Raw genomic sequence first — 19899 nt, 5'->3', positions numbered from 1 at the left:
GTGCCAGAAACAAGGGACGTGTCGGCTTCAGTGCGGAATCTGCGGTTGGATTCCTGCCCGGCGAAACCGATAACAAGATTATTCGCGCAGCCGGTTCATCCCGTGCTGCGTTTTTCGTGCGTGCCAAATCAGAGCCCGCAGGAAACTTGCCTGGAGGGGGAGAACTTTTGCGAAAAGCCCGAGTCTATGTTTGCAAGTCTGGTCGTTTAGTTATGCAAGTCTCCTTCGGGCTTATCGAGGAGTGTTCATGCTAACCCAGGAAGAGGATCAGCAGCTGGTCGAGCGCGTTCAACGCGGCGACAAGCGAGCTTTCGATCTGTTGGTGCTGAAATATCAGCACAAGATTCTCGGGTTGATCGTGCGTTTTGTGCACGACACCCATGAAGCCCAGGACGTGGCTCAGGAAGCCTTTATCAAGGCGTATCGAGCACTTGGAAACTTTCGCGGCGACAGTGCGTTTTATACGTGGCTGTACCGTATTGCCATTAACACGGCAAAGAACTACCTGGTTTCTCGCGGCCGTCGGCCGCCGGATAGCGATGTAAGTTCAGAGGATGCGGAGTTCTACGACGGCGATCACGGCCTCAAGGATCTCGAATCACCAGAACGTGCGTTGCTGCGGGATGAGATCGAAGGCACCGTCCATCGAACCATCCAGCAACTGCCAGAGGATTTGCGTACGGCGTTAACTTTACGTGAATTCGATGGTCTGAGTTACGAGGACATTGCGAGCGTCATGCAGTGTCCGGTGGGTACCGTGCGCTCCCGGATTTTCCGCGCTCGGGAGGCCATCGATAAAGCCCTGCAGCCGTTGTTGCAGGAAAACTGAGACAGCGGCGATAGCCAAGAGAGGAACGCCATGAGTCGTGAAGCCCTGCAGGAATCGCTGTCCGCAGTGATGGATAACGAAGCGGACGAACTGGAATTGCGTCGAGTGATTAATGCACTTGATGACGTCGAAACCCGTGAGACCTGGGCTCGTTACCAGATCGCTCGGGCAGCCATGCACAAGGATCTGCTGCTGCCACGTCTGGACATCGCTGCGGCAGTGTCTGCTGCGCTGGAAGACGAAACGGCTCCGGCCAAAGTATCCCGCAGCCCATGGCGCAACCTTGGCCGTCTGGCTGTTGCAGCCTCGGTAACTGTTGCCGTTCTGGCCGGTGTTCGCCTGTACAACCAGGACGAAATCGCTGGTGTTGAACTGGCTCAGCAAAGCAACCAGACAACCTTGGCCACCCCTCAGGTGAAAGGCCCGGCTGTTCTGGCAGGCTACAGCGAGAGCTCGGAAGCCACTGGCCCTATGGCCAACGGCGTACTGCAAGGTCAGCCAGGCTGGCACGATCAGCGTCTGCCAGGTTACCTGCGTCAGCACGCTCAGCAGGCTGCATTGAAAGGTACTGAAAGCGCGCTGCCATACGCACGTGCCGCAAGCCTGGAAAACCGTTAAGGAGGATCATGCGCGCCATACCTCTACTTTCGCTTCTGCTCAGTGGCTGGTTCATTGTTCCAGCCCATGCCGATGAGGCCCAGGACTGGTTGACCCGTCTGGGCCAGGCCGAGCAGCAGCAAAGCTTTCACGGTACTTTTGTTTACGAGCGTAACGGTAGTTTTTCTACCCATAACATCTGGCATCGCGTCCAGAACGGTCAAGTCCGCGAGCGTTTGCTTCAGCTCGACGGTTCGGCTCAGGAGGTCGTGCGCATTGATGGACACACTCAATGCGTCAGCGGCACCCTGATCGCGGGGCTGGGGGATTCTCCCAACTCGACCGCTCGTGCTCTGGATCCTAAAAAGCTGAAAAACTGGTATGACCTTGCTGTCATCGGCAAGTCGCGCGTGGCCGGTCGCGATGCAGTGATTGTTTCGCTAACGCCTCGTGACCAGCACCGTTATGGTTTTGAATTGCATCTGGATAAGCAGACGGGTCTGCCGCTCAAGTCATTGCTGTTGAATGACAAGGGTCAGTTGCTCGAACGTTTCCAGTTCACCAGTCTCGATACCGACGAAGTTCCGTCCGACAAAGACTTGCAAGCCGATGCCGGTTGCAAAGCCGTGACGCTGGACAGCGACAAGGCCTCCGCCGTCAAGACCGCCCAGGTCTGGCGTTCGGACTGGTTGCCGCCAGGTTTCGAACTGACCAGCAGCACGTCGCACAAAGATCCGCAAACCAAAACACAGGTCAACAGCCTGATGTATGACGATGGCCTGGCACGTTTTTCGGTGTTCCTTGAACCGTTGAACGGCGCGACCGTCACCGACACCCGGACTCAACTGGGCCCGACCGTTGCCGTTTCCCGTCGCCTGACCACACCCGAAGGCGAAATGATGGTGACAGTGGTTGGCGAGATTCCAATCGGCACCGCCGAACGGATCGCCTTGTCGATGCGAAACGACAGTGCCGCCACCAGCAAGCAGTGAGCTGATTCCAGCCACTACCACTTCTTCGTCGAGACGGAGATGAAATGTTTGCTGAGCATTTTCATTTGCAAATAAGCCGAAAATTTTTTATAGGTCAGAGCCTCACGGCTCTGGCCTTGTAGTTGTTCCTGGAATAAAAGCGCCAGCCTGTGGTTGCCGGTGATTCTTGTTCCATATCGCTTAAACCTGCTCGTCGTAACGGGAGCTGTATGTCGATACCTAGCTTGAAATCTTATCTGTCCATTTTTGCCACCGTGCTATTGCTCGGTCAGGCGGTGCCTGCTGCACAAGCAGCCGACCTGCCGGACTTCACGCAACTGGTCGAACAAGCGTCGCCGGCCGTGGTGAACATCAGTACCACGCAGAAACTGCCGGATCGCAAAGTGAACCAGCAGATGCCGGATCTGGAAGGCTTGCCGCCGATGCTGCGCGAGTTCTTCGAGCGCGGCATGCCGCCTCAGCAGCGCTCGCCGGGCGGTGGTGGTCGTCAGCGTGAAGCGCAGTCGCTGGGTTCAGGCTTCATCATTTCCCCGGATGGCTACATCCTGACCAACAATCATGTGATTGCTGATGCTGACGAAATTCTTGTGCGTCTGGCTGATCGCAGCGAAATGAAAGCCAAGCTGATCGGCACCGACCCGCGTTCCGACGTGGCCCTGCTGAAAATCGAAGGCAAAGACCTGCCAGTACTCAAACTCGGCAAATCCCAGGATCTGAAAGCCGGCCAGTGGGTTGTCGCGATCGGTTCGCCTTTCGGCTTTGACCACACCGTGACCCAAGGCATCGTCAGCGCCGTCGGCCGCAGTCTGCCGAACGAAAACTACGTGCCGTTCATCCAGACCGACGTGCCGATCAACCCGGGCAACTCCGGTGGCCCGCTGTTCAACCTGAACGGTGAAGTGGTCGGCATCAACTCGCAGATCTACACCCGTTCCGGTGGCTTCATGGGCGTGTCTTTCGCCATCCCGATCGACGTGGCGATGGACGTTTCCAATCAGCTGAAAAGCGGCGGCAAGGTCAGCCGTGGCTGGTTGGGTGTGGTCATCCAGGAAGTGAACAAGGATCTGGCCGAGTCGTTCGGTCTGGAAAAACCGGCCGGTGCGCTGGTTGCACAGATTCAGGATGACGGCCCGGCAGCCAAGGGCGGCCTGCAAGTCGGCGACGTGATTCTGAGCATGAACGGTCAGCCGATCGTTATGTCTGCTGACCTGCCGCACCTGGTCGGCGCACTCAAGGCTGGCGCCAAAGCCAATCTGGAAGTGATTCGTGAAGGCAAGCGCAAGAACGTCGAACTGACTGTTGGCGCCATCCCGGACGAAGACAAAGAACTGGATGCACTGCCGAAGTCCGGCGCTGAAACCACCAGCAACCGTCTCGGTGTTGCCGTGGGCGAGTTGACCGCAGAGCAGAAGAAAACCTACGACCTCAAAGGTGGTGTGGTGATCAAGGAAGTGCAGGACGGCCCAGCTGCCCTGATCGGTCTGCAACCGGGTGACGTCATCACGCATCTGAACAACCAGGCCATCGGCTCCACCAAGGAGTTCGGCGAGATCGCCAAAGCGTTGCCGAAGAATCGTTCGGTGTCGATGCGCGTTCTGCGTCAGGGTCGTGCGAGCTTCATCACCTTCAAACTGGCTGAATAAACGAGCGGCAAGGTGAAAAAGAAACCGCCTCGAAAGAGGCGGTTTTTTTGTGTCCGAAGATTTTGTGTTGCTGGGTAAAACTCAGCCCATCATGTCCTTGATCATGCGCTCCTGCTCCATTAGCTCGCGCTGGCGGGCATCGATGCGTGACGACAACGGGAAGTTGTTGCCGGCCTTGCGCTTGGCAAAGTCGAGTTGCTGGATCGCCTGACGGTAATCGCCAACCAGCGCGAAGTATTCGGCGCGAGCCTGATGCAAACCGATGATGTTGCCCGACAAACCACGGGTCTCGGCAACCTGGTACCAGACGTCCGGATCGTTCGGGCGCGACTTCAACAGACCTTCCAGTGCTTTTTCGGCATCGGCAGAGCGATTCTGCTTCAACAGTAAATCTACGCGAACCTGATTCAGCGGATAGTTGCCCGGATACTGCGTGAGCATGCGGTCAACACGCGATTGCGCGTCAGGCAGGCGATTGTTGGTGATGTCCAGATCGACCTGCGCGAGGTTGTAGATGATCTCGTTCGGCGATTTGGCCAGCAGTTGTTTCAGGTTCTCGCGAGCCTCATTCAACTGTCCACCCTTGATCTGCGCGATGGCCAGACCGTAGCGCGCCACATCGTTTTTCGGGTTTTCGTCCAGCTGCGCGCGGAAACGCTTGGCGCCAAGGCCCGGGGTTTCTTCGTAGATCAACTGCACGCGCGCACGAATCAGCTGATAGCGCATGGTGTCTTCGATGCCGCCAGGTTTCGCCTGTTCGGCGCGGTTGCGGGTGTCGGCGATACGCGATTCTGTCACCGGGTGAGTCAGCAGAAATTCGGGTGGCTTGGCGTCGAAACGGTACTGACGCATCAAGCGTTCGAACATTGTCGGCATCGAGCGTGGGTCGTAACCGGCCTTTTCCAGATTGAGGATGCCGATGCGGTCGGCTTCCTGTTCGTTCTGGCGCGAGAACGTGCGTTGCGACTGAATCGCCGCTGCCTGGGTGCCGGCGATCGCGGCGATCCCGGCATCACCGCCGCCCGCCGCCGCAATGACAATACCGGCCAGCAGCGCGGCCATCATCGGCACTTGCATGCGCTGCGAGGCTTCGACGCCGCGCGCGAAGTGGCGTTGCGACAAGTGAGCCAATTCGTGCGCGAGTACCGAAGCGTATTCGCCCTCGGTCTGGGCATTGAGGAACAAACCACCGTTGACCCCGACCACGCCACCCGGCGCCGCGAAGGCGTTGAGCTGCGGGCTGTTGATCAGAATGAATTCGAGGCGTCGGTCAGTGACCTGGCTGGTCTCGACCAGTTTGTACACGCTGGACTCGACGTAGTCCTTGAGTTGCGGATCGTTGAGCTGCGAGACCTGGCTGCGCAACATTGCCAGCCACGCGCGGCCAAGCTGGTATTCCTGTTGCGGTGAGACGATGGCAGAACTGGCGTCGCCGAGTGACGGCAGATCGTCGGCAAAGCCTGGTGAGGCGAGCAGGCAAGCGAGCGTCAGCAGGGTAGGGCGCAGAAAAGTCATGCACAAAGCCTTAGAAGACAAAGACCTTACTGTAGCCGGACACCGGGCTTGCGACCAGATATTCTAGGCAGCTCGACTATCTCGATCGGAGTGACGCAATGACTGACGCTGTAGCCCATGACGTGGAACTGGACGCCAGTGGCCTGAATTGTCCGTTGCCGTTGCTCAAGGCGAAAATGGAATTGAATAAACTGCAAAGCGGCGCGGTGCTCAAGGTGATCGCCACCGACGCCGGCTCGCAACGCGACTTCCGCACCTTTGCCAAATTGGCCGGTCATACGCTGCTGCTCGAAGAAGACGACGCGGGCGTTTACCGTTACTGGTTGAAAAAAGCCTGAAGCCGACAGCGTAAAACAACCTAAGGATTATTGATGTTCAAAGTGTTACGCGACTGGATTCAGCGCTACTTCTCCGACGAAGAAGCGGTGGTGCTGGCAGTGTTGCTGATTCTTGCCTTCACCGCCGTGCTCACCCTCGGCGGCATGCTCGCGCCGGTACTGGCGGGGATGGTACTGGCGTATCTGATGCAGGGCCTGGTGGTCACGCTCGAACGCCTGCGCGTGCCGGGCGGTGTGGCCGTGGGATTGGTGTTTGCGCTGTTTATGGGCGTGTTGATGCTATTTATTGTCGTGGTCATGCCGCTGCTCTGGCATCAGTTGATCACGCTGTTCAATGAACTACCGGGCATGCTTGCCAAGTGGCAGTCGCTGCTGCTGTTGCTGCCGGAGCGCTATCCGCATCTGGTCTCCGACGAGCAAGTGCTGCAAGCCATCGAAGCGGCGCGCGGCGAGATCGGCAAGTTCGGGCAATGGGCGCTGACGTTTTCGCTGTCGAGTCTGCCGCTGCTGGTCAACATCATGATCTATCTGGTGTTGGTGCCGATTCTGGTGTTCTTCTTCCTTAAAGACCGGGCCATGATCGGCGAGTGGGTGCGCGGTTATCTGCCGCGTGAGCGCGCGTTGATTACGCGGGTCGCGCAGGAAATGAACCGGCAAATCGCCAATTACATTCGCGGCAAGGTCATCGAGATCGTGATTTGTGGTGGCGTGACCTACATCGCGTTCGTCGCGCTCGGGCTTAATTACGCGGCGCTGCTGGCGTTGCTGGTCGGGATTTCGGTGGTGGTGCCGTATGTGGGTGCGGTGGTGGTGACCGTGCCGGTGCTGCTGATTGCGCTGTTCCAGTGGGGCTGGAGCGATCAGTTCATCTATTTGATGGCGGTGTACGGGATCATCCAGACGCTGGATGGCAACGTGCTGGTGCCGTTGCTGTTTTCCGAGGCGGTCAACTTGCATCCGGTGGCGATTATTTGCGCGGTGCTGTTGTTTGGCGGGTTGTGGGGATTCTGGGGTGTGTTCTTTGCGATTCCGCTGGCGACGCTGTTCAAGGCAGTGTTGGATGCCTGGCCGCGCAAGGAGCCGGTGGTGGCGCCGTTGCTTTAGTGGTTTATTCAGATTGTTTGGTGGGGTTTAGGGCCTCTTCGCGAGCAAGCCCGCTCCCACATTGGATCTGTGGCGTTCACAAATCCAATGTGGGAGCGGGCTTGCTCGCGAAGGCGTCAGAGAAGACGCCGCAAAATCATCAGGCCTTGTTCAGTTCCTGAGCAGCAGCCAGAACAGCATCCACATGCCCCGGCACTTTCACACCGCGCCATTCCTGACGCAGCACACCGTCCTTATCAATCAGGAAGGTGCTGCGATCAACGCCCAGGTATTCCTTGCCGTACAGCTTCTTCAACTTGATCACGTCGAACAACTGGCAAACCGCCTCGTCCTTGTCGCTGATCAACTCGAAGGGAAATTCCTGCTTGCCCTTGAAGTTCTCGTGGGACTTCAGGCTGTCGCGCGAAATGCCGAAGACTTCGGTGTTGGCAGCCTTGAACGCTTCATGTTGATCACGAAAGCCCTGACCTTGAGTGGTGCAGCCCGGGGTGCTGTCCTTCGGATAGAAGTAAATCACCACTTGCTTGCCCTTGAGGGCAGACAACTTGACGGTCTGCCCGCTGGTGGCAGGTGCTTCGAAATCGGCAACCGGTTGGTCGATGACAACGGCCATGAAAGCTTCCTTACATTGGGTTCTGTGGGCGCCAAGGCTCGATCAGTGCGTCGAGATTCATTGCGTCGGAGAAATCGAGGAACTGGTCGCGCAGCCAACTGATCTGGGTGCCTGCCGGCAGGGTCACGGTGAACGTGGCGTTGAGCATGGTGCCGCCGGTCTGTGGCGCCTGATACGTGTCGCAGGTCAGGTTTTCCAGCTCGACGTTGTGATCCATGAAGAACTGGCACAGCTCGTTGATGATGTCCGGGCGATACGCCGAACTCACATAAGCCACGTACGGCAGGGCTTGTGGACGATTTTCCAGCGGCGCGCTGCGCACCACGTTGGCGGTGAAAGCGTGTTTCTTCGCCAGACTCGGCAGACTGCCTTCGAGGCGGGCGAGGGCGTCCCAACTGCCGGTGATCTCGAGGATCAACGCGCTGCACTCGCCGTGGCGAGTCAGACGGGAGGTGACCACGGCGCAGCGATTTTCATGGCTGGCGCGGCACAGGACGTTAGTCAGCTCCATGGGGTTGGCGCCGAGGGCACTGATGACAAGGAATTGTTCGCGAACTGTGGGGGTGGACATGCAGCATTCCTAAAGCGATGAGCGGTCGGTAGGTGACGGACGCTAGCGGCCGGGGCGCGCCTGTTCTGGCTGTCCATGCAATAGACCCGGCAAGCGCTCGCGGCTCGCTCCACTATAGCGGGAGCGCGTCGATGCGACGCAGGAACGGGGTCTGGGAGGCCGAAAAGGGAGGCTGGAACCCGGCGTACAAGCTGATCGGTACCGATCAAAGTCTGAAGGGTAGCGAAAAGCGCGGCCAAGGGGAATGGCGGCAGCGCAGTACTTCGCTTGTGCAAGCATCTTGGCGCCAGTACCATTACCGCTCTCTTTTTCCGGCAGGAGCGGTTTCATGATTGCGGGCAGTATGGTGGCACTGGTCACTCCCATGGATGCACAAGGGCGTCTTGACTGGGACAGCCTCAGCAAACTCGTGGACTTCCATCTCAAGAACGGCACCCATGCCATTGTCGCGGTCGGTACTACCGGCGAGTCGGCAACCCTTGATGTAGAAGAACACATCGCCGTCATCAAAGCCGTGGTCAAACAGGTTGCCGGGCGCATCCCGGTCATCGCCGGCACTGGCGCCAACTCGACCCGCGAAGCCGTCGAGCTGACCCGCAACGCCAAAGAAGCCGGCGCCGATGCCTGCCTGTTGGTCGTTCCGTACTACAACAAGCCGACTCAGGAAGGCTTGTACCAGCACTTCAAGCACATCGCTGAATCGGTCGACATTCCACAGATTCTCTACAACGTTCCGGGCCGCACGTCGTGCGACATGCAGGCCGAGACCGTGATTCGCCTGTCCACCGTGCCGAACATCATCGGTATCAAGGAAGCCACCGGCGATCTGAAACGCGCCAAAGCGATCATCGATGGTGTGAGCAAAGATTTCATCGTGCTGTCCGGCGATGATCCGACCGCCGTTGAACTGATCCTGCTGGGTGGTAAAGGCAACATTTCCGTGACCGCCAACGTCGCGCCGCGCGAAATGGCCGATCTGTGTGAGGCCGCGCTGAAAGGCGACGCCGACACCGCACGGGCCATCAACGAAAAACTGATGCCGCTGCACAAAGACCTGTTCATCGAAGCCAACCCGATTCCGGTGAAGTGGGCTTTGGTTGAAATGGGCCTGATGCACGAAGGCATCCGCTTGCCGCTGACCTGGCTGAGCACACCTTGTCATGAAACGCTGCGCTCGGCCCTGCGCCAGTGCAGCGTCCTGGTTTAATTGAGGAAGTACAACGCATGAAGCGAATGGCCGGACTTTCCGCACTTGCCTTGATTATCTCCAGCACCAGTGGCTGCGGATGGGTCTGGGGCCCGGAAGGTTATTTCCGTGACCGTGGTAGCGATTACCTGGAAGCGCAACAGACTGCACCGATGCAACTGCCACCGGATGTCAGCACCTCCAAGCGTCTGGATCCGCTGCTGCCGATCCCGCGCAACGTCGCTGATGACACCGCCAAGGGCGAATACGTGGTTCCACGTCCTCAGCCACTGTCGGCCATCGCCGATGCCACCGACTACTCGCTGCAGAAGAGCGGCGATTCGCGTTGGGTCATGGCCCAGCATCCACCGGCCGAAGTCTGGCCAGTGGCGGTGCAATTCTTCCAGGACAACGGTTTCCGTCTGGATGAACAGCGTCCGCAAACCGGCGAATTCACCACCACCTGGCAGCATTCCGATGAGCTGTCCGCGTCGATGGCCAAGCGCCTGAGCGCGGCCGGCGTCGCCACTGACAGCGAAACCCGCGTCCGTGTGCGCATCGAGCCAGGCGTGCAGCGCAACACCAGTGAAATCTACGTGGTCAGTGCTGAGCGTCCTGCCGGCAGCACCGCCGATGTCGATTTCACCAACCGTTCGGTCAACACTGGCCTGGACGCTGCGCTGGTCGACGACATGCTCGCAAGCATGAGCCGTATCTCCGAGAAGGGCGGTTCGGTGTCGATGCTCGCTTCGCGTGATTTCGATACCCCGAGCCGCGTCAGCCTCAGCGAAGACGGCAGCGGCAACCCGGTGTTGAACGTCGGTACCGATCTGGATCGTGCCTGGTCGAGCGTTGGCCGTGCACTGGAGCAAGGCGAATGGCGCGTTGAAGACATCAACCGCAGCCTCGGTCTGTACTACATCAACCTGGCCGAAAAAGCCGAGAAGAAAGACGACAAGCCTGGTTTCTTCAGCAGCCTGTTCGGCAGTGCGCCGACCAAGGAAGAAGTTGAATCCCGTGCCGAGCGTTATCAGGTTCGCCTGAGCAAGGTTGGCGAGAACATTCAGGTGACCGTCGAGAAAAACATCAACACCGTCGCGCCGGCTGAAGTGGCGCGTAAAGTGCTGAGCGTGATTCAGGACAACCTGGGCTGATCAACCATGCGTTTTGCCGTTCTCGGCAGCGGTAGCCAAGGGAACGGCACGCTGATCGCCAGTGCTGATACGTATGTGCTGGTGGATTGTGGTTTTTCCCTGCGGGAAACCGAAAAACGCCTGTTGCGCCTGGGTGTGAACCCGGCGCAACTGAGCGCGATACTCGTAACCCACGAACATGCCGACCACGTGCATGGCGTGGGTTTACTGTCTCGGCGCTACAATCTGCCGGTCTACCTCAGTCGCGGCACACTGCGCGGGATGCGCAAACCGATTGAACCCGCAGGCTTGCTGGCCGGCGGCGAGCAACTGCAGATCGGTGCACTGAACATCGGGGTCATTGCCGTGGCCCACGATGCGCAGGAACCGACCCAGTATGTGTTCAGTGATCAAGAGCAGCGGCGCTTCGGCCTGCTGACCGATCTGGGTTCCTACTGCGAGCGGGTGCTGGACGGTTATCGGGATCTCGATGCGTTGATGATCGAGTCCAACCATTGTCGTGACATGCTGGCCCGTGGGCACTACCCGTACTTTCTCAAGCAGCGGGTGGGCGGCGAGCTGGGACATTTGAACAACCATCAGGCGGCTTTCCTGGTGTCCGAGTTGGGCTGGCAGGGCTTGCAACACCTTGTCCTGGCTCATCTGAGCAGCAAGAACAACATGCCGCAGCTGGCCCGGCAATGTTTTGTCGACACCCTCGGGTGCGACCCGGACTGGCTGCAACTGGCCGATCAAGATTCAGGGCTCGACTGGCGCCACATCGCCTAGCCCACCTACTTAGCAAGCGGAGCCCATCATGGAAAAACGTGAAGAACTCTACCGCGGCAAAGCCAAATCGGTTTACAAGACCGACGACGCTGACCGCTTGATCCTGCTGTTTCGCAACGACACCTCGGCGTTCGACGGCAAGCGCATCGAGCAGCTCGACCGCAAAGGCATGGTCAACAACAAGTTCAACGCCTTCATCATGCAGAAACTCGAAGCGGCCGGCATTCCGACCCAATTCGACAAACTGCTGGCCGACAACGAAGTCCTGGTGAAGAAGCTCGACATGATCCCGGTCGAGTGCGTCGTGCGTAACTACGCCGCCGGCAGCCTGGTCAAGCGTCTGGGCGTCGAAGAAGGCCTGAAGCTCAATCCTTACACCTTCGAACTGTTCCTCAAGGACGACGCCAAAGGCGACCCGTTCATCAACGAATCCCACGTTGTGGCATTCGGTTGGGGCACTGCCGAGCAACTGGTTCGCATGAAAGAACTGTCGCTCAAGGTCAACGAAGTGCTGACCAAGCTGTTCGACGACGCCGGCCTGCTGCTGGTCGACTTCAAGCTTGAATTCGGCGTGTTCAGCGACGGCTCCATCGTCCTCGGCGACGAGTTCAGCCCGGACGGCTGCCGTCTGTGGGACAAGGACACCAAGAAGAAGATGGACAAAGACCGCTTCCGTCAGGGCCTCGGTGACGTCATCGAAGCCTACGAAGAAGTCGCCAATCGTCTGGGCGTACCGCTTTAATCGACGCAAGCATCTGATAGCACGAAGAAATTTTCGAAAGAGGGTTTGCTTTCGGTAAAAGTGTTGTTATGATGCGCGCCGTTGGAGAGATGCCAGAGTGGCCGAATGGGACGGATTCGAAATCCGTTGTACCTTCACCGGTACCTAGGGTTCGAATCCCTATCTCTCCGCCATACATTGAAAAGCCCCGTAGACTCTGGTCTCGGGGCTTTTTGCATTCTGGGATTCTACGTAGCGTTTCTACGTAAAATTTCTGTTTACGTCTGCCCGCCTGAGCGCTTCTGTGGCAAGTTTCCCCTCAGTGCTGCCCATCGCCCCATGTGAATGCCTATTCGCACCTGTGGCGCGCTAAGGCGTCCCTACGTAGGCGCAATGGATGAGGTGGAAGCGCTCAGCGGAACGACGTGGGAGCAGCCTGTACCGCTCGTGCCGACCAAGCCGGGGCATTAAGACATACGCCGATAGTGACGTCTCATACGGCAAACAAGCCATAATCACGATTTCACTTGACTTATAGAAAATGTTGTATTTGACAAATCGACGTCTATCGTTTATACTAAGCTTAACCGGTATAGCTTTTCGGAAGGCAGACGGACGACCGCTCGTCAGTTTCTTCAGAGTTGGCACAAATAATGCTTGCAATTTGAGAGACTCCGTGCGATACTGGTGCAGGGTAGAGGAGATTTTCTCATCCGGGCTTCACCCCTCCGCAACACTAGCAACAACCCAAATTCCAGAACATCCAACCGGGCCAGCCGCCAAGCTGAGTTCGGTTTCGTCGTTTCCGAATCATCCACACCGAACCTGTGTTGCCATAGAGTTCGGTGTGTCGTGTAGGCCAAGGGTTTCTGACGACCCTCTCTGTCGTATAAGCAAGGCGATGGCCGTTTCTTGCTAGACCGGGCTTTGTTAACCCAGTGCGTCGTCCGACAGGGGCGATAGGTCGAGACACTCTGTCAATCTGGCTTCCTCCCCTTGGGAGTGTCAACGCCGAGACAACTCCGGTGAGCCATGAGTTGAGAGGGCGTGTCGGTTAGATCCGCGCCCTCGACCCAGATTCGCAATACACTCATGTAACTTAGAATGATTCGTGCATTCACTTAGTCGGACATCGTTCCGGCTAATTTTTTACCTGAGTTTCCTTATTCTCACACAAGTTATTCTCACCGGAGGCCTAGTGGCATTAACCGTAGTAAGACCGTGCGTGGTGTGTAATGCGCCCATGCAAACACAAAGAGCATCAAAGCAAACCTGTAGCCACAGATGCTACATGCAACACCATCGCGCTCAACAGCGCCAAGCAACACCAACTAAAACTAGAGGTAACACCATGAGTCAATTGTTCCAATCAGATGCAGTGCATCTAAAACGTCTACAAGACTTCGAAGTAGGTCAGTACAACACCCGCACCCAATGTAATATCCAAGGCCGAGAACAGCTTGGCATTATGGAAGAGTTTGAGGTGCAAGGCTTGCAACAAGCCCTCGATAAATACGTCGAGCTTGTCGCTCAAGGCTTCGCGCCGACTGGCGAGATTGCCCATCTGCCCAAACTGATTGCAGGGCCAACAGTGGATTGGGTAATCCTCTCGCTGCGTAAGCCAGAATCACAAATTGAAAAAGAGATCGCTCAAATCAAGTCTCAAGTTGAGCAGGATTATTTGCAACGCTTGGAAGCTGACAAAGCAGCGTGCGTGGCCAAGGAAGTTGAATCGCTCTTGGCTGGCGAGAAGCGCAGAAAGCAACAAGCCGAGTTGGATGCCAAAGCAGCACAAGAATCCGAAGAATACGCCCGCGTTGAATCTGAAGTAATGCAAGCCCTCGGCATGGGAGAGCAGCAATGAGAAGCCGCTTTGATACAGAAGTCGATAAGCAGTTGGATGTGGCATGGAGCAACATGGATTTGAATGCAAAGCTCTACATCACTAAAGCCCAATACGACGCTACGGTGCTTCAGGCGTTTATTGAAGGTGCTCGCATTGCACTTAGTCTGCCATTGAGTGAATTAGGAGGTGCAGAATGACCGATAAAATCGATCCAAGCACTTTGTCAGGTACGGAGTTGCTACTGCGTGAGAAGTACGCCAAAGACACACTCGCTACAAGCCCCTCAGAGGCTCCTGTAGAGGCGGTAGTTAAACAAGCGCTACATACTCACAAGCAAGTCAATAAAGCGTCTCCTACAGTCTTTCAGGAGGTCACATACAAGTCTGCAAGTGGTCGCACTGGTGTGATGACTGTGGTGTTGGATTCAACCAAGTATGACGACGCTGTTATAACCAAGGCTTGCGCTGAGTTTAACAAGACGCATCCCGAGCAGATGAGTAACAGCTACCAACTGCCCTGCACCCATGAAGGCATCCAAGCCGGAAGCTGGGTGTTTATCGAATACCCTGAGGAAACTAATGGATCAAACAAGTAACACCGTTACACGGCTGAATAAAGCCGCTCACAGCTACCACGCAATTTTCGTAGTACACGATGCCGCAGTAATCTCGACCAGAGACTTCATGTCGCAGTTCGCAGACTTCGCTAATCGTTGGCACGGGCATCAAGCCACAGTTACATACAAATGGGTTCGCCACCGCAGAGCACTCTTCTATGTGCTAACTGGAACTCGGTCTGTTTTGAAAGCATTTGAAGCATACCTCGACCATCGGGGAGTTGCATTTCATGTTGAGCAATACGGCCATAGGCACTCGGAGTTTGAACGAGATGTCGCGCTGCTGTTTCACCCAGTTCATGGGCGCCATGGACGAGGGGGCAGCCGATGAACTCCGAGATCATCAGTAAACTCGTTGGCCTTCTCCAGTTTCAAGTGGATGTTTCCGGCCTCCAGAGATTTGAGCGTGGCCTAGCCCAAGCACGCCAGAAGATGGCGGCGCTGTCTCGTGAGGCTGATGCACTGAGCAAGAAGCTCGGCACCAAGATGGGCATCAAGGTCGATAGCGCCGGACAAGAAAAGCTAGCCAAGACTGTAAGAGCCAACCTCGACAGAGAGTTGAAACTTGAAAACGCTGTGCAGCGTACACGCCGCGCCACGTTCACCGCTGAGCTGGCAGGGCAGAAACTCATCAACCTTCGCCAAAAAGAAGGGGCAGCGATCCAGTCCCAGGCCCTTCGCGACAAGATCGCTCAGGCCGTCCTAGATGCCAAATCAGCCAAGGCCGAAGGCGAGCGTTTGAAGGTGTCGGGTGCAGCGCTTAAACAGGCTCAATCTGTTGAGCAGCACAAGGCCCGCCAAGCTCGTTGGGAAGCCTTGCTCACCCAGCAACAGCAGAAGACCGCTATCCAGCAACAGAAGCAACTTCAAGCCATGACGGCCACCCAGAAAGCCGAATATGTCCTCCAGCAAACACGAATCAGAGGGCAACGAGCAGCGGAGAAATTCACTGCGTCACAGGAGGCCGCAAAGATCCGTGCTCAGCGCCTTGATGTGAGTCATGCCCAGAAGGCCGAGCGCTTCCAATGGGCGCAGACACGCCAAGCGGCATGGGCAGCGAAACAAGCCGAACCAAAGCCATCTACAGGCTTCATGGGGCTTGGAACAGGTGCGTTGGCTCTCGGCGGCGTAACGGCTGGCCTTGCCGCAATCGTGGGGGCTGTAAGTGCTCTTGGTGACCGTCTCGCTGCAACACAGACCCGCGTGTCAGAGAGTCAGCAACTTGAAAACGTCCTGTCTCAAGCAGGGGGCAAGAATCCTGCTAATGCCGAGTTCGCCAAATCGGAGTGGCTACGGATCAATGCCAAATATGGCTCCGAAGCCAGTCTTGAATCCGCCAAGGCGTACAGAACGTTCTTGATGGCAGAGATGGCCCGTGGTCGCAGCCTTTCCCAAGCCACCGGCACCTATGAAACACGTCAAGCAGCCTTCCGTGGTGCTGGTATGACGGCTGAGGAACAACGTCGGGCAAATTTGCAATTACAACAGATTGCGAGCAAATCGGTCGGCGACAAGGAAGACCTGAACACCTTCAGCGAAAGCGCCCCATTGCTGGTGGAGCCAATCCGTCGTGCATGGGCTGAACGTAACAAGCATGCCCTAGACGCCAATCTAGAGAAGGACTTCAGAGCCAGCACCAAGACAGGCAATCTCAAGGCAATTGACTTCACTAAGGGTATTGAGTTGTTCGTGAAGGAAAACGCCGCCGCAATTGAGCGTCAGAGCGGGAGTATCGATGCAAACGCCACTCGCCTATCCAACCAACAATTCTTGCAGCAACAGGGTCTAGACCAGAATCCCGAGTTGATTGGTGCAATCAACGAGCGCATCAAAGCTGAAATGGAGCTGACAGAGGCGATGAAGCCTTTTAAAGAATCGATGGTGGCGTTCGATATTGGACTAGCCAAACTTGCGACTTCGATGCTTCGTCTCACCGCTGGCAAGAATGGAGACGGAACAGAGAAGACGGAGAAAGACCGAGCACGAGAAGTTGGTAGTGCCGGGTTCCCTGAGGGACTTGCCATTGATCCAAGTGTTATTGGTGGTGGGCCTAGACCATCTACCGGCGAAAAGGTAAAAGACCCTGTCGATAGATTTTATCGCTGGTTGTTCAATCAACCAGACTACGAGCAAGGGCCGGCTAACTCAGTCAAAACTCCGCAAATGAATATGCTTGGTATGCAATTTCCAAACCTGAATTTGTCCAAGCTAAGTCTTAAGCAGCCTAACTTCGCAGATGGTGAGTGCCGCCAGTTTCGTATGCCTTCCGTTGTCACCGCTGACTCCATTATGGAGGCTTCTGAAAAACAACGGAAACAGACGTTGCTGCCGAGTGACTGGATGTCGGCAGATGATCCTAATAATGGGCGGATTGTTAAACCGGCTGAAAGCAATATCGATCAGTCACACACAGAAGTGAATAACAATGTCACGGTGAATATCACAGCGCCTCCCGGTTCTGATGAGCAAGAGGTGGGGCGAATTGTTCGTGATGAAATCGGCAAGGTTTTGCAAACGGCCCGAGCTTCACAGACTGAGGTCGAATGATGAACAAAATCATCTGCACTATTGCATTGGGTTTCGTAGTACAGATTGCTGTTGCAACAGGCTTAACGTTCTGGCTCTTCAATCACAACAACGATATGGCGTTGCAGTATTCTCAATTGGCAGAGCGTAACGCCAACGCTTACACCGATGAGGCACTACGTTTGCGATATAACCAACTCCAGTTGGAACGCTCGCAAGAACGTGAAAGCCTTCACACATGGATTGATAAGCGGATCGACTTGAAGCTTTCTCAACTTCCCAAGGGACACGGACAATGAAACAAATCTTCACTAACGCAGCGGAGGCAATGAAAGTTGCCTTCGAGCTGTCCAAACTACTGAGGCGTCCAGTATGGCGCCATATGGGCGTAGATAAGCGCGGAGCTACAGTCTGGGTCGTCTCGTTAGATAGCGATCCCCATAACGCACTACAGGAGCTTACAGCATGAGTCGCGGACTACGTAACCAACGTACTTGCCACTGCCGTAACTGCGGTGGCTCTTTCCTTTCGTATAAGGCTATTCCTTTCTGCGGATCTGAATGCCGTATTTCATATGTTGCCAGCCATGGCACAACTAAACCTACAGGAGCGTACCTAGATGGCGCTAGCAGCACCGGTAAGAACACCTAAGAAGAAACACCGCATTACATGTCTTCACTGTGGGAAGCGCCCACGGATGAAATCGAAGACGGCAAAGTATTGTAACGCAGCATGTCGAAACAGTGCCCGTAATGAGTCCCGCCGAGTTACATACCTCTACAATGCTACAAACTCGCCATTCTTCCAAGAACTCGCCCGTCAGGCAATTCGTGCAAGAACAGAGTTGATCTTTGAGGGTTTCACCGAGGAAGATTTGGGCGCGCTGTATGATGTTTACGCCTTGGCTCAAAAGTACAATGGATACGGAGAACGAAAGAGTGCCGGGCTAGCTCCTTTCGAGTTGTCCCACATTTGTCCGGTACGTGGTGAAACAACTGTCGGCTTGTTTCGTGCCGACAACTTGGTCATTGCACCGAGAGGCTTGAACCGCTCGCACTCCGTTAGACACTTCTCTGGGGGCGCGTCTATTTCACGTGCCAAGGTGAGTCCACGCCACTTTCTAGGCAGAGACTCAAATCAGAAGGAGGTCATTGAACGGATTATCAAGATCATCGGTGAGGACACAGTTCTCGCCGTGGTGGAGTCTCGGAAGATCCAGCCAGCCAAGCGTCACGCCTTGGTATGTTGGTTGAGGGAGCACCTAGACCATGACAACCCAGACCATGCCAAACACTTCGCGATTCTAGAGAGTGCCAGCGCTACGGTGTTGGCAGGCATCAAGCGGGAGGTGCAAGGGAAAGAGGCGCTAGATGGTAGTGGCTGGTCTCCCCGTATGTCTGACGAAGTGACCGTACTACTGGCTGAGTGGGAGCGCATCGGTAAGGCGTACCGCCCCGACATTCTACCTGCAATAGAACGCCTGAGATTCATTGAAGCCGGTACAAGCAGACGCTTGCGTCTTGAGTTCGAAATTGATGATGCTGGAATTCAGATGGTGTTCGACATGCTACACGGCAAGCCTGTTTCCACGGTGAAGCCCTTGATTGACGCGGTGCTAGACAAAGCTCTGTCAAACGACATGGTGTACCAACCAACTCTAGAGTTAAAAGCGTTGGGTGCTGTAGTGGTGCCGCGTGTCCTTGGTTGTTTCTCAAGCGAACTGGACGGGGAACTGATTAGCTTCGTTCCTCGACTCACTGGACTAGATCCCCATGCAGACGATGTTCCACTCTGGTCGCTGTAACGCACAGCCCTACCTTTTGAGGTGGGGCTTTCTTTTGTCCGATGCCATTAGAAGCACCGCACTCAGTAGGGACGTGAGTCGCGAGGTAGTATCCCGCTGAAACCCTTGTAGGCTGTGGCCTACAGCATGATTTACGTGGACAGTAATCCGACCGTCCCGCATGCATCTGTATAGCGTGCGCTATAGTGCTTGGTCTGCTGGAGTGGGCGAAGCCAGCGTACAAACTCTCACGCTGAGGTGACACGGATGACCAATAACAAGAATGGCAATGATGACGACAAGATCCCACGCGACCATTTTGTAATCGGCCATACAACAGAGAAGGTGGAGCACTTCACCATCAGTTACGATCCTGTCACCGGCGTTCCCAGTATCCAAGAACTCGACCCAGAATCATTGCGTAGCCAAATTTCCTACGAGAAACAGAATGGCAAAGACAAAGTGATCTATTCAACGCCAGTCGAAGACTTCAAGGCATTGAACAGAACTCACCTAGATCAGTTGAAAGGGCAATTCGATTACTTGATTGCCGTAGACACCAATACCATCAAGGAGCCAGAGCGCACCCAAGGATGCCGTGTCAGTGTCTGTGCCAGCAGCGCCATTGCAGAGCCTCTAGCATCTGTGTCCTCGCAAGTCGCTTTGCAGCCAGTGGCAGCCTACTTGATCTTAGATCCTGGCCCCACTGTTAATCCTGAGCCATTAGGCTGGCATCTAGTGATTAGTCAGTTGTCACGTGTACCAGCGTTGAGTTCAAAAAGGATCGGCGTCGTCGTGGACAGTGAACTAGGTCAGCACATCGATATTAACGCTCGCAAAAAGCCGTATCACGGTGAGCACATGCTTCCCGCCAACATGACATTGGTTTACGCCTCAAGCGATAAGCCTGAGATCTTCGTCAACCAAATGCTTAAGCACTGCGATGCCATGGGTAAGCTTGGCATTGAAGAATTCAAGAAAAGCGACCCTAGTTTGATGTCACGTGTTCGTGGCGAGAAGCATGGCACCGCCATCTGCGTTCCCATTGTCCAGAAGCAGACAAAGCCTCCTGCGGCGTAACCGATGGCATAACCTCG

Annotated in this window: 20 protein-coding genes and 1 tRNA gene; 18 read left to right on the top strand and 3 right to left on the bottom strand. The window is 55.8% G+C overall.

All coding sequences use genetic code 11. From position 1 onward, the window contains the following. Positions 1-247 precede the first annotated feature (247 nt). The 4 genes from rpoE to KFS80_RS15240 all read left to right on the top strand — a co-directional run bounded on the left by rpoE (position 248) and on the right by KFS80_RS15240 (position 4061). Positions 248-829 (top strand): RNA polymerase sigma factor RpoE/AlgU, encoded by a 582-nt coding sequence (rpoE, locus tag KFS80_RS15255; protein ID WP_003172477.1) that lies wholly within the window; start codon positions 248-250, stop codon positions 827-829. 30 nt (positions 830-859) lie between these two features. Continuing rightward, positions 860-1447 carry a sigma-E factor negative regulatory protein gene (locus KFS80_RS15250; protein ID WP_053118059.1) on the top strand — a complete coding sequence of 196 codons (588 nt, stop codon included), beginning with the start codon at positions 860-862 and terminating at the stop codon, positions 1445-1447. Positions 1448-1455: 8 nt separating this feature from the next. Further along, the gene (locus KFS80_RS15245; RefSeq protein WP_053118061.1) at positions 1456-2418 is read left to right on the top strand and encodes a MucB/RseB C-terminal domain-containing protein; all 963 of its coding nucleotides are present in this window, start codon (positions 1456-1458) and stop codon (positions 2416-2418) included. Between the two features lie 209 nt (positions 2419-2627). Then, positions 2628-4061 carry a DegQ family serine endoprotease gene (locus KFS80_RS15240; protein WP_212545212.1) on the top strand — a complete coding sequence of 478 codons (1434 nt, stop codon included), beginning with the start codon at positions 2628-2630 and terminating at the stop codon, positions 4059-4061. An 81-nt stretch (positions 4062-4142) separates the two neighbouring features. Here the strand turns inward: KFS80_RS15240 and KFS80_RS15235 are convergent, their stop codons facing one another. Next, a complete protein-coding gene (locus KFS80_RS15235) occupies positions 4143-5576 on the bottom strand; it encodes a M48 family metalloprotease (RefSeq protein ID WP_053118065.1) in 1434 nt (477 codons plus the stop codon). Between the two features lie 98 nt (positions 5577-5674). Here KFS80_RS15235 and KFS80_RS15230 point away from each other — a divergent pair, with 98 nt between their 5' ends. Together KFS80_RS15230 and KFS80_RS15225 are read left to right on the top strand one after the other, a co-directional pair. Next, the gene (locus KFS80_RS15230; RefSeq protein ID WP_134178123.1) at positions 5675-5914 is read left to right on the top strand and encodes a sulfurtransferase TusA family protein; all 240 of its coding nucleotides are present in this window, start codon (positions 5675-5677) and stop codon (positions 5912-5914) included. Between the two features lie 33 nt (positions 5915-5947). Beyond that, positions 5948-7018, top strand: coding sequence for an AI-2E family transporter (locus KFS80_RS15225; RefSeq protein ID WP_053118069.1), 1071 nt, complete (start codon positions 5948-5950; stop codon positions 7016-7018). A 139-nt stretch (positions 7019-7157) separates the two neighbouring features. Here KFS80_RS15225 and KFS80_RS15220 read toward each other — a convergent pair whose 3' ends face one another. Both KFS80_RS15220 and KFS80_RS15215 read right to left on the bottom strand, forming a co-directional pair. Beyond that, the gene (locus tag KFS80_RS15220) at positions 7158-7631 is read right to left on the bottom strand and encodes a peroxiredoxin (RefSeq protein WP_159814175.1); all 474 of its coding nucleotides are present in this window, start codon (positions 7629-7631) and stop codon (positions 7158-7160) included. A gap of 10 nt (positions 7632-7641) precedes the next feature. Next, positions 7642-8202 carry a glycine cleavage system transcriptional repressor gene (locus tag KFS80_RS15215; protein WP_053118073.1) on the bottom strand — a complete coding sequence of 187 codons (561 nt, stop codon included), beginning with the start codon at positions 8200-8202 and terminating at the stop codon, positions 7642-7644. Positions 8203-8530: 328 nt separating this feature from the next. Here KFS80_RS15215 and dapA point away from each other — a divergent pair, with 328 nt between their 5' ends. The 12 genes from dapA to KFS80_RS15155 all read left to right on the top strand — a co-directional run bounded on the left by dapA (position 8531) and on the right by KFS80_RS15155 (position 19882). Further along, the gene (gene dapA / locus KFS80_RS15210) at positions 8531-9409 is read left to right on the top strand and encodes a 4-hydroxy-tetrahydrodipicolinate synthase (protein ID WP_007911392.1); all 879 of its coding nucleotides are present in this window, start codon (positions 8531-8533) and stop codon (positions 9407-9409) included. Between the two features lie 17 nt (positions 9410-9426). Beyond that, positions 9427-10542 (top strand): outer membrane protein assembly factor BamC, encoded by a 1116-nt coding sequence (bamC, locus tag KFS80_RS15205; RefSeq protein WP_053118076.1) that lies wholly within the window; start codon positions 9427-9429, stop codon positions 10540-10542. Between the two features lie 6 nt (positions 10543-10548). Then, positions 10549-11310 (top strand): MBL fold metallo-hydrolase, encoded by a 762-nt coding sequence (locus tag KFS80_RS15200; protein ID WP_159814173.1) that lies wholly within the window; start codon positions 10549-10551, stop codon positions 11308-11310. 28 nt (positions 11311-11338) lie between these two features. Further along, entirely contained in the window at positions 11339-12052 is a 714-nt protein-coding gene (purC, locus tag KFS80_RS15195; RefSeq protein ID WP_008077821.1) for a phosphoribosylaminoimidazolesuccinocarboxamide synthase, read from the top strand. A gap of 83 nt (positions 12053-12135) precedes the next feature. Continuing rightward, positions 12136-12225: transfer RNA gene (locus KFS80_RS15190), tRNA-Ser, on the top strand. Between the two features lie 1157 nt (positions 12226-13382). Next, positions 13383-13895 carry a hypothetical protein gene (locus KFS80_RS15185; protein WP_212545211.1) on the top strand — a complete coding sequence of 171 codons (513 nt, stop codon included), beginning with the start codon at positions 13383-13385 and terminating at the stop codon, positions 13893-13895. After that, positions 13892-14074: a hypothetical protein gene (locus KFS80_RS15180; RefSeq protein WP_212545210.1), complete on the top strand. Its 183-nt coding sequence runs from the start codon at positions 13892-13894 to the stop codon at positions 14072-14074. The genes KFS80_RS15185 and KFS80_RS15180 overlap by 4 nt, the downstream gene beginning before the upstream one ends. Further along, the gene (locus KFS80_RS15175; protein WP_212545209.1) at positions 14071-14472 is read left to right on the top strand and encodes a hypothetical protein; all 402 of its coding nucleotides are present in this window, start codon (positions 14071-14073) and stop codon (positions 14470-14472) included. Before KFS80_RS15180 ends, KFS80_RS15175 begins: the two co-directional genes overlap by 4 nt. Before the next feature lie 348 nt (positions 14473-14820). Beyond that, positions 14821-17040: a hypothetical protein gene (locus tag KFS80_RS15170; RefSeq protein ID WP_212545208.1), complete on the top strand. Its 2220-nt coding sequence runs from the start codon at positions 14821-14823 to the stop codon at positions 17038-17040. After that, on the top strand, positions 17040-17318 hold the full coding sequence (locus KFS80_RS15165) for a hypothetical protein (RefSeq protein ID WP_212545207.1): 279 nt from the start codon (positions 17040-17042) through the stop codon (positions 17316-17318). Before KFS80_RS15170 ends, KFS80_RS15165 begins: the two co-directional genes overlap by 1 nt. 398 nt (positions 17319-17716) lie before the next feature. Continuing rightward, positions 17717-18823, top strand: coding sequence for a hypothetical protein (locus KFS80_RS15160; RefSeq protein ID WP_212545206.1), 1107 nt, complete (start codon positions 17717-17719; stop codon positions 18821-18823). A 246-nt stretch (positions 18824-19069) separates the two neighbouring features. Beyond that, positions 19070-19882 (top strand): hypothetical protein, encoded by an 813-nt coding sequence (locus KFS80_RS15155; RefSeq protein ID WP_212545205.1) that lies wholly within the window; start codon positions 19070-19072, stop codon positions 19880-19882. The last annotated feature ends 17 nt before the right edge of the window (positions 19883-19899 follow it).

It is taken from the genome of Pseudomonas rustica (assembly GCF_018336155.1).
Taxonomy (GTDB): domain Bacteria; phylum Pseudomonadota; class Gammaproteobacteria; order Pseudomonadales; family Pseudomonadaceae; genus Aquipseudomonas; species Aquipseudomonas rustica.
This window is presented reverse-complemented; position numbering and strand designations above follow the sequence as displayed.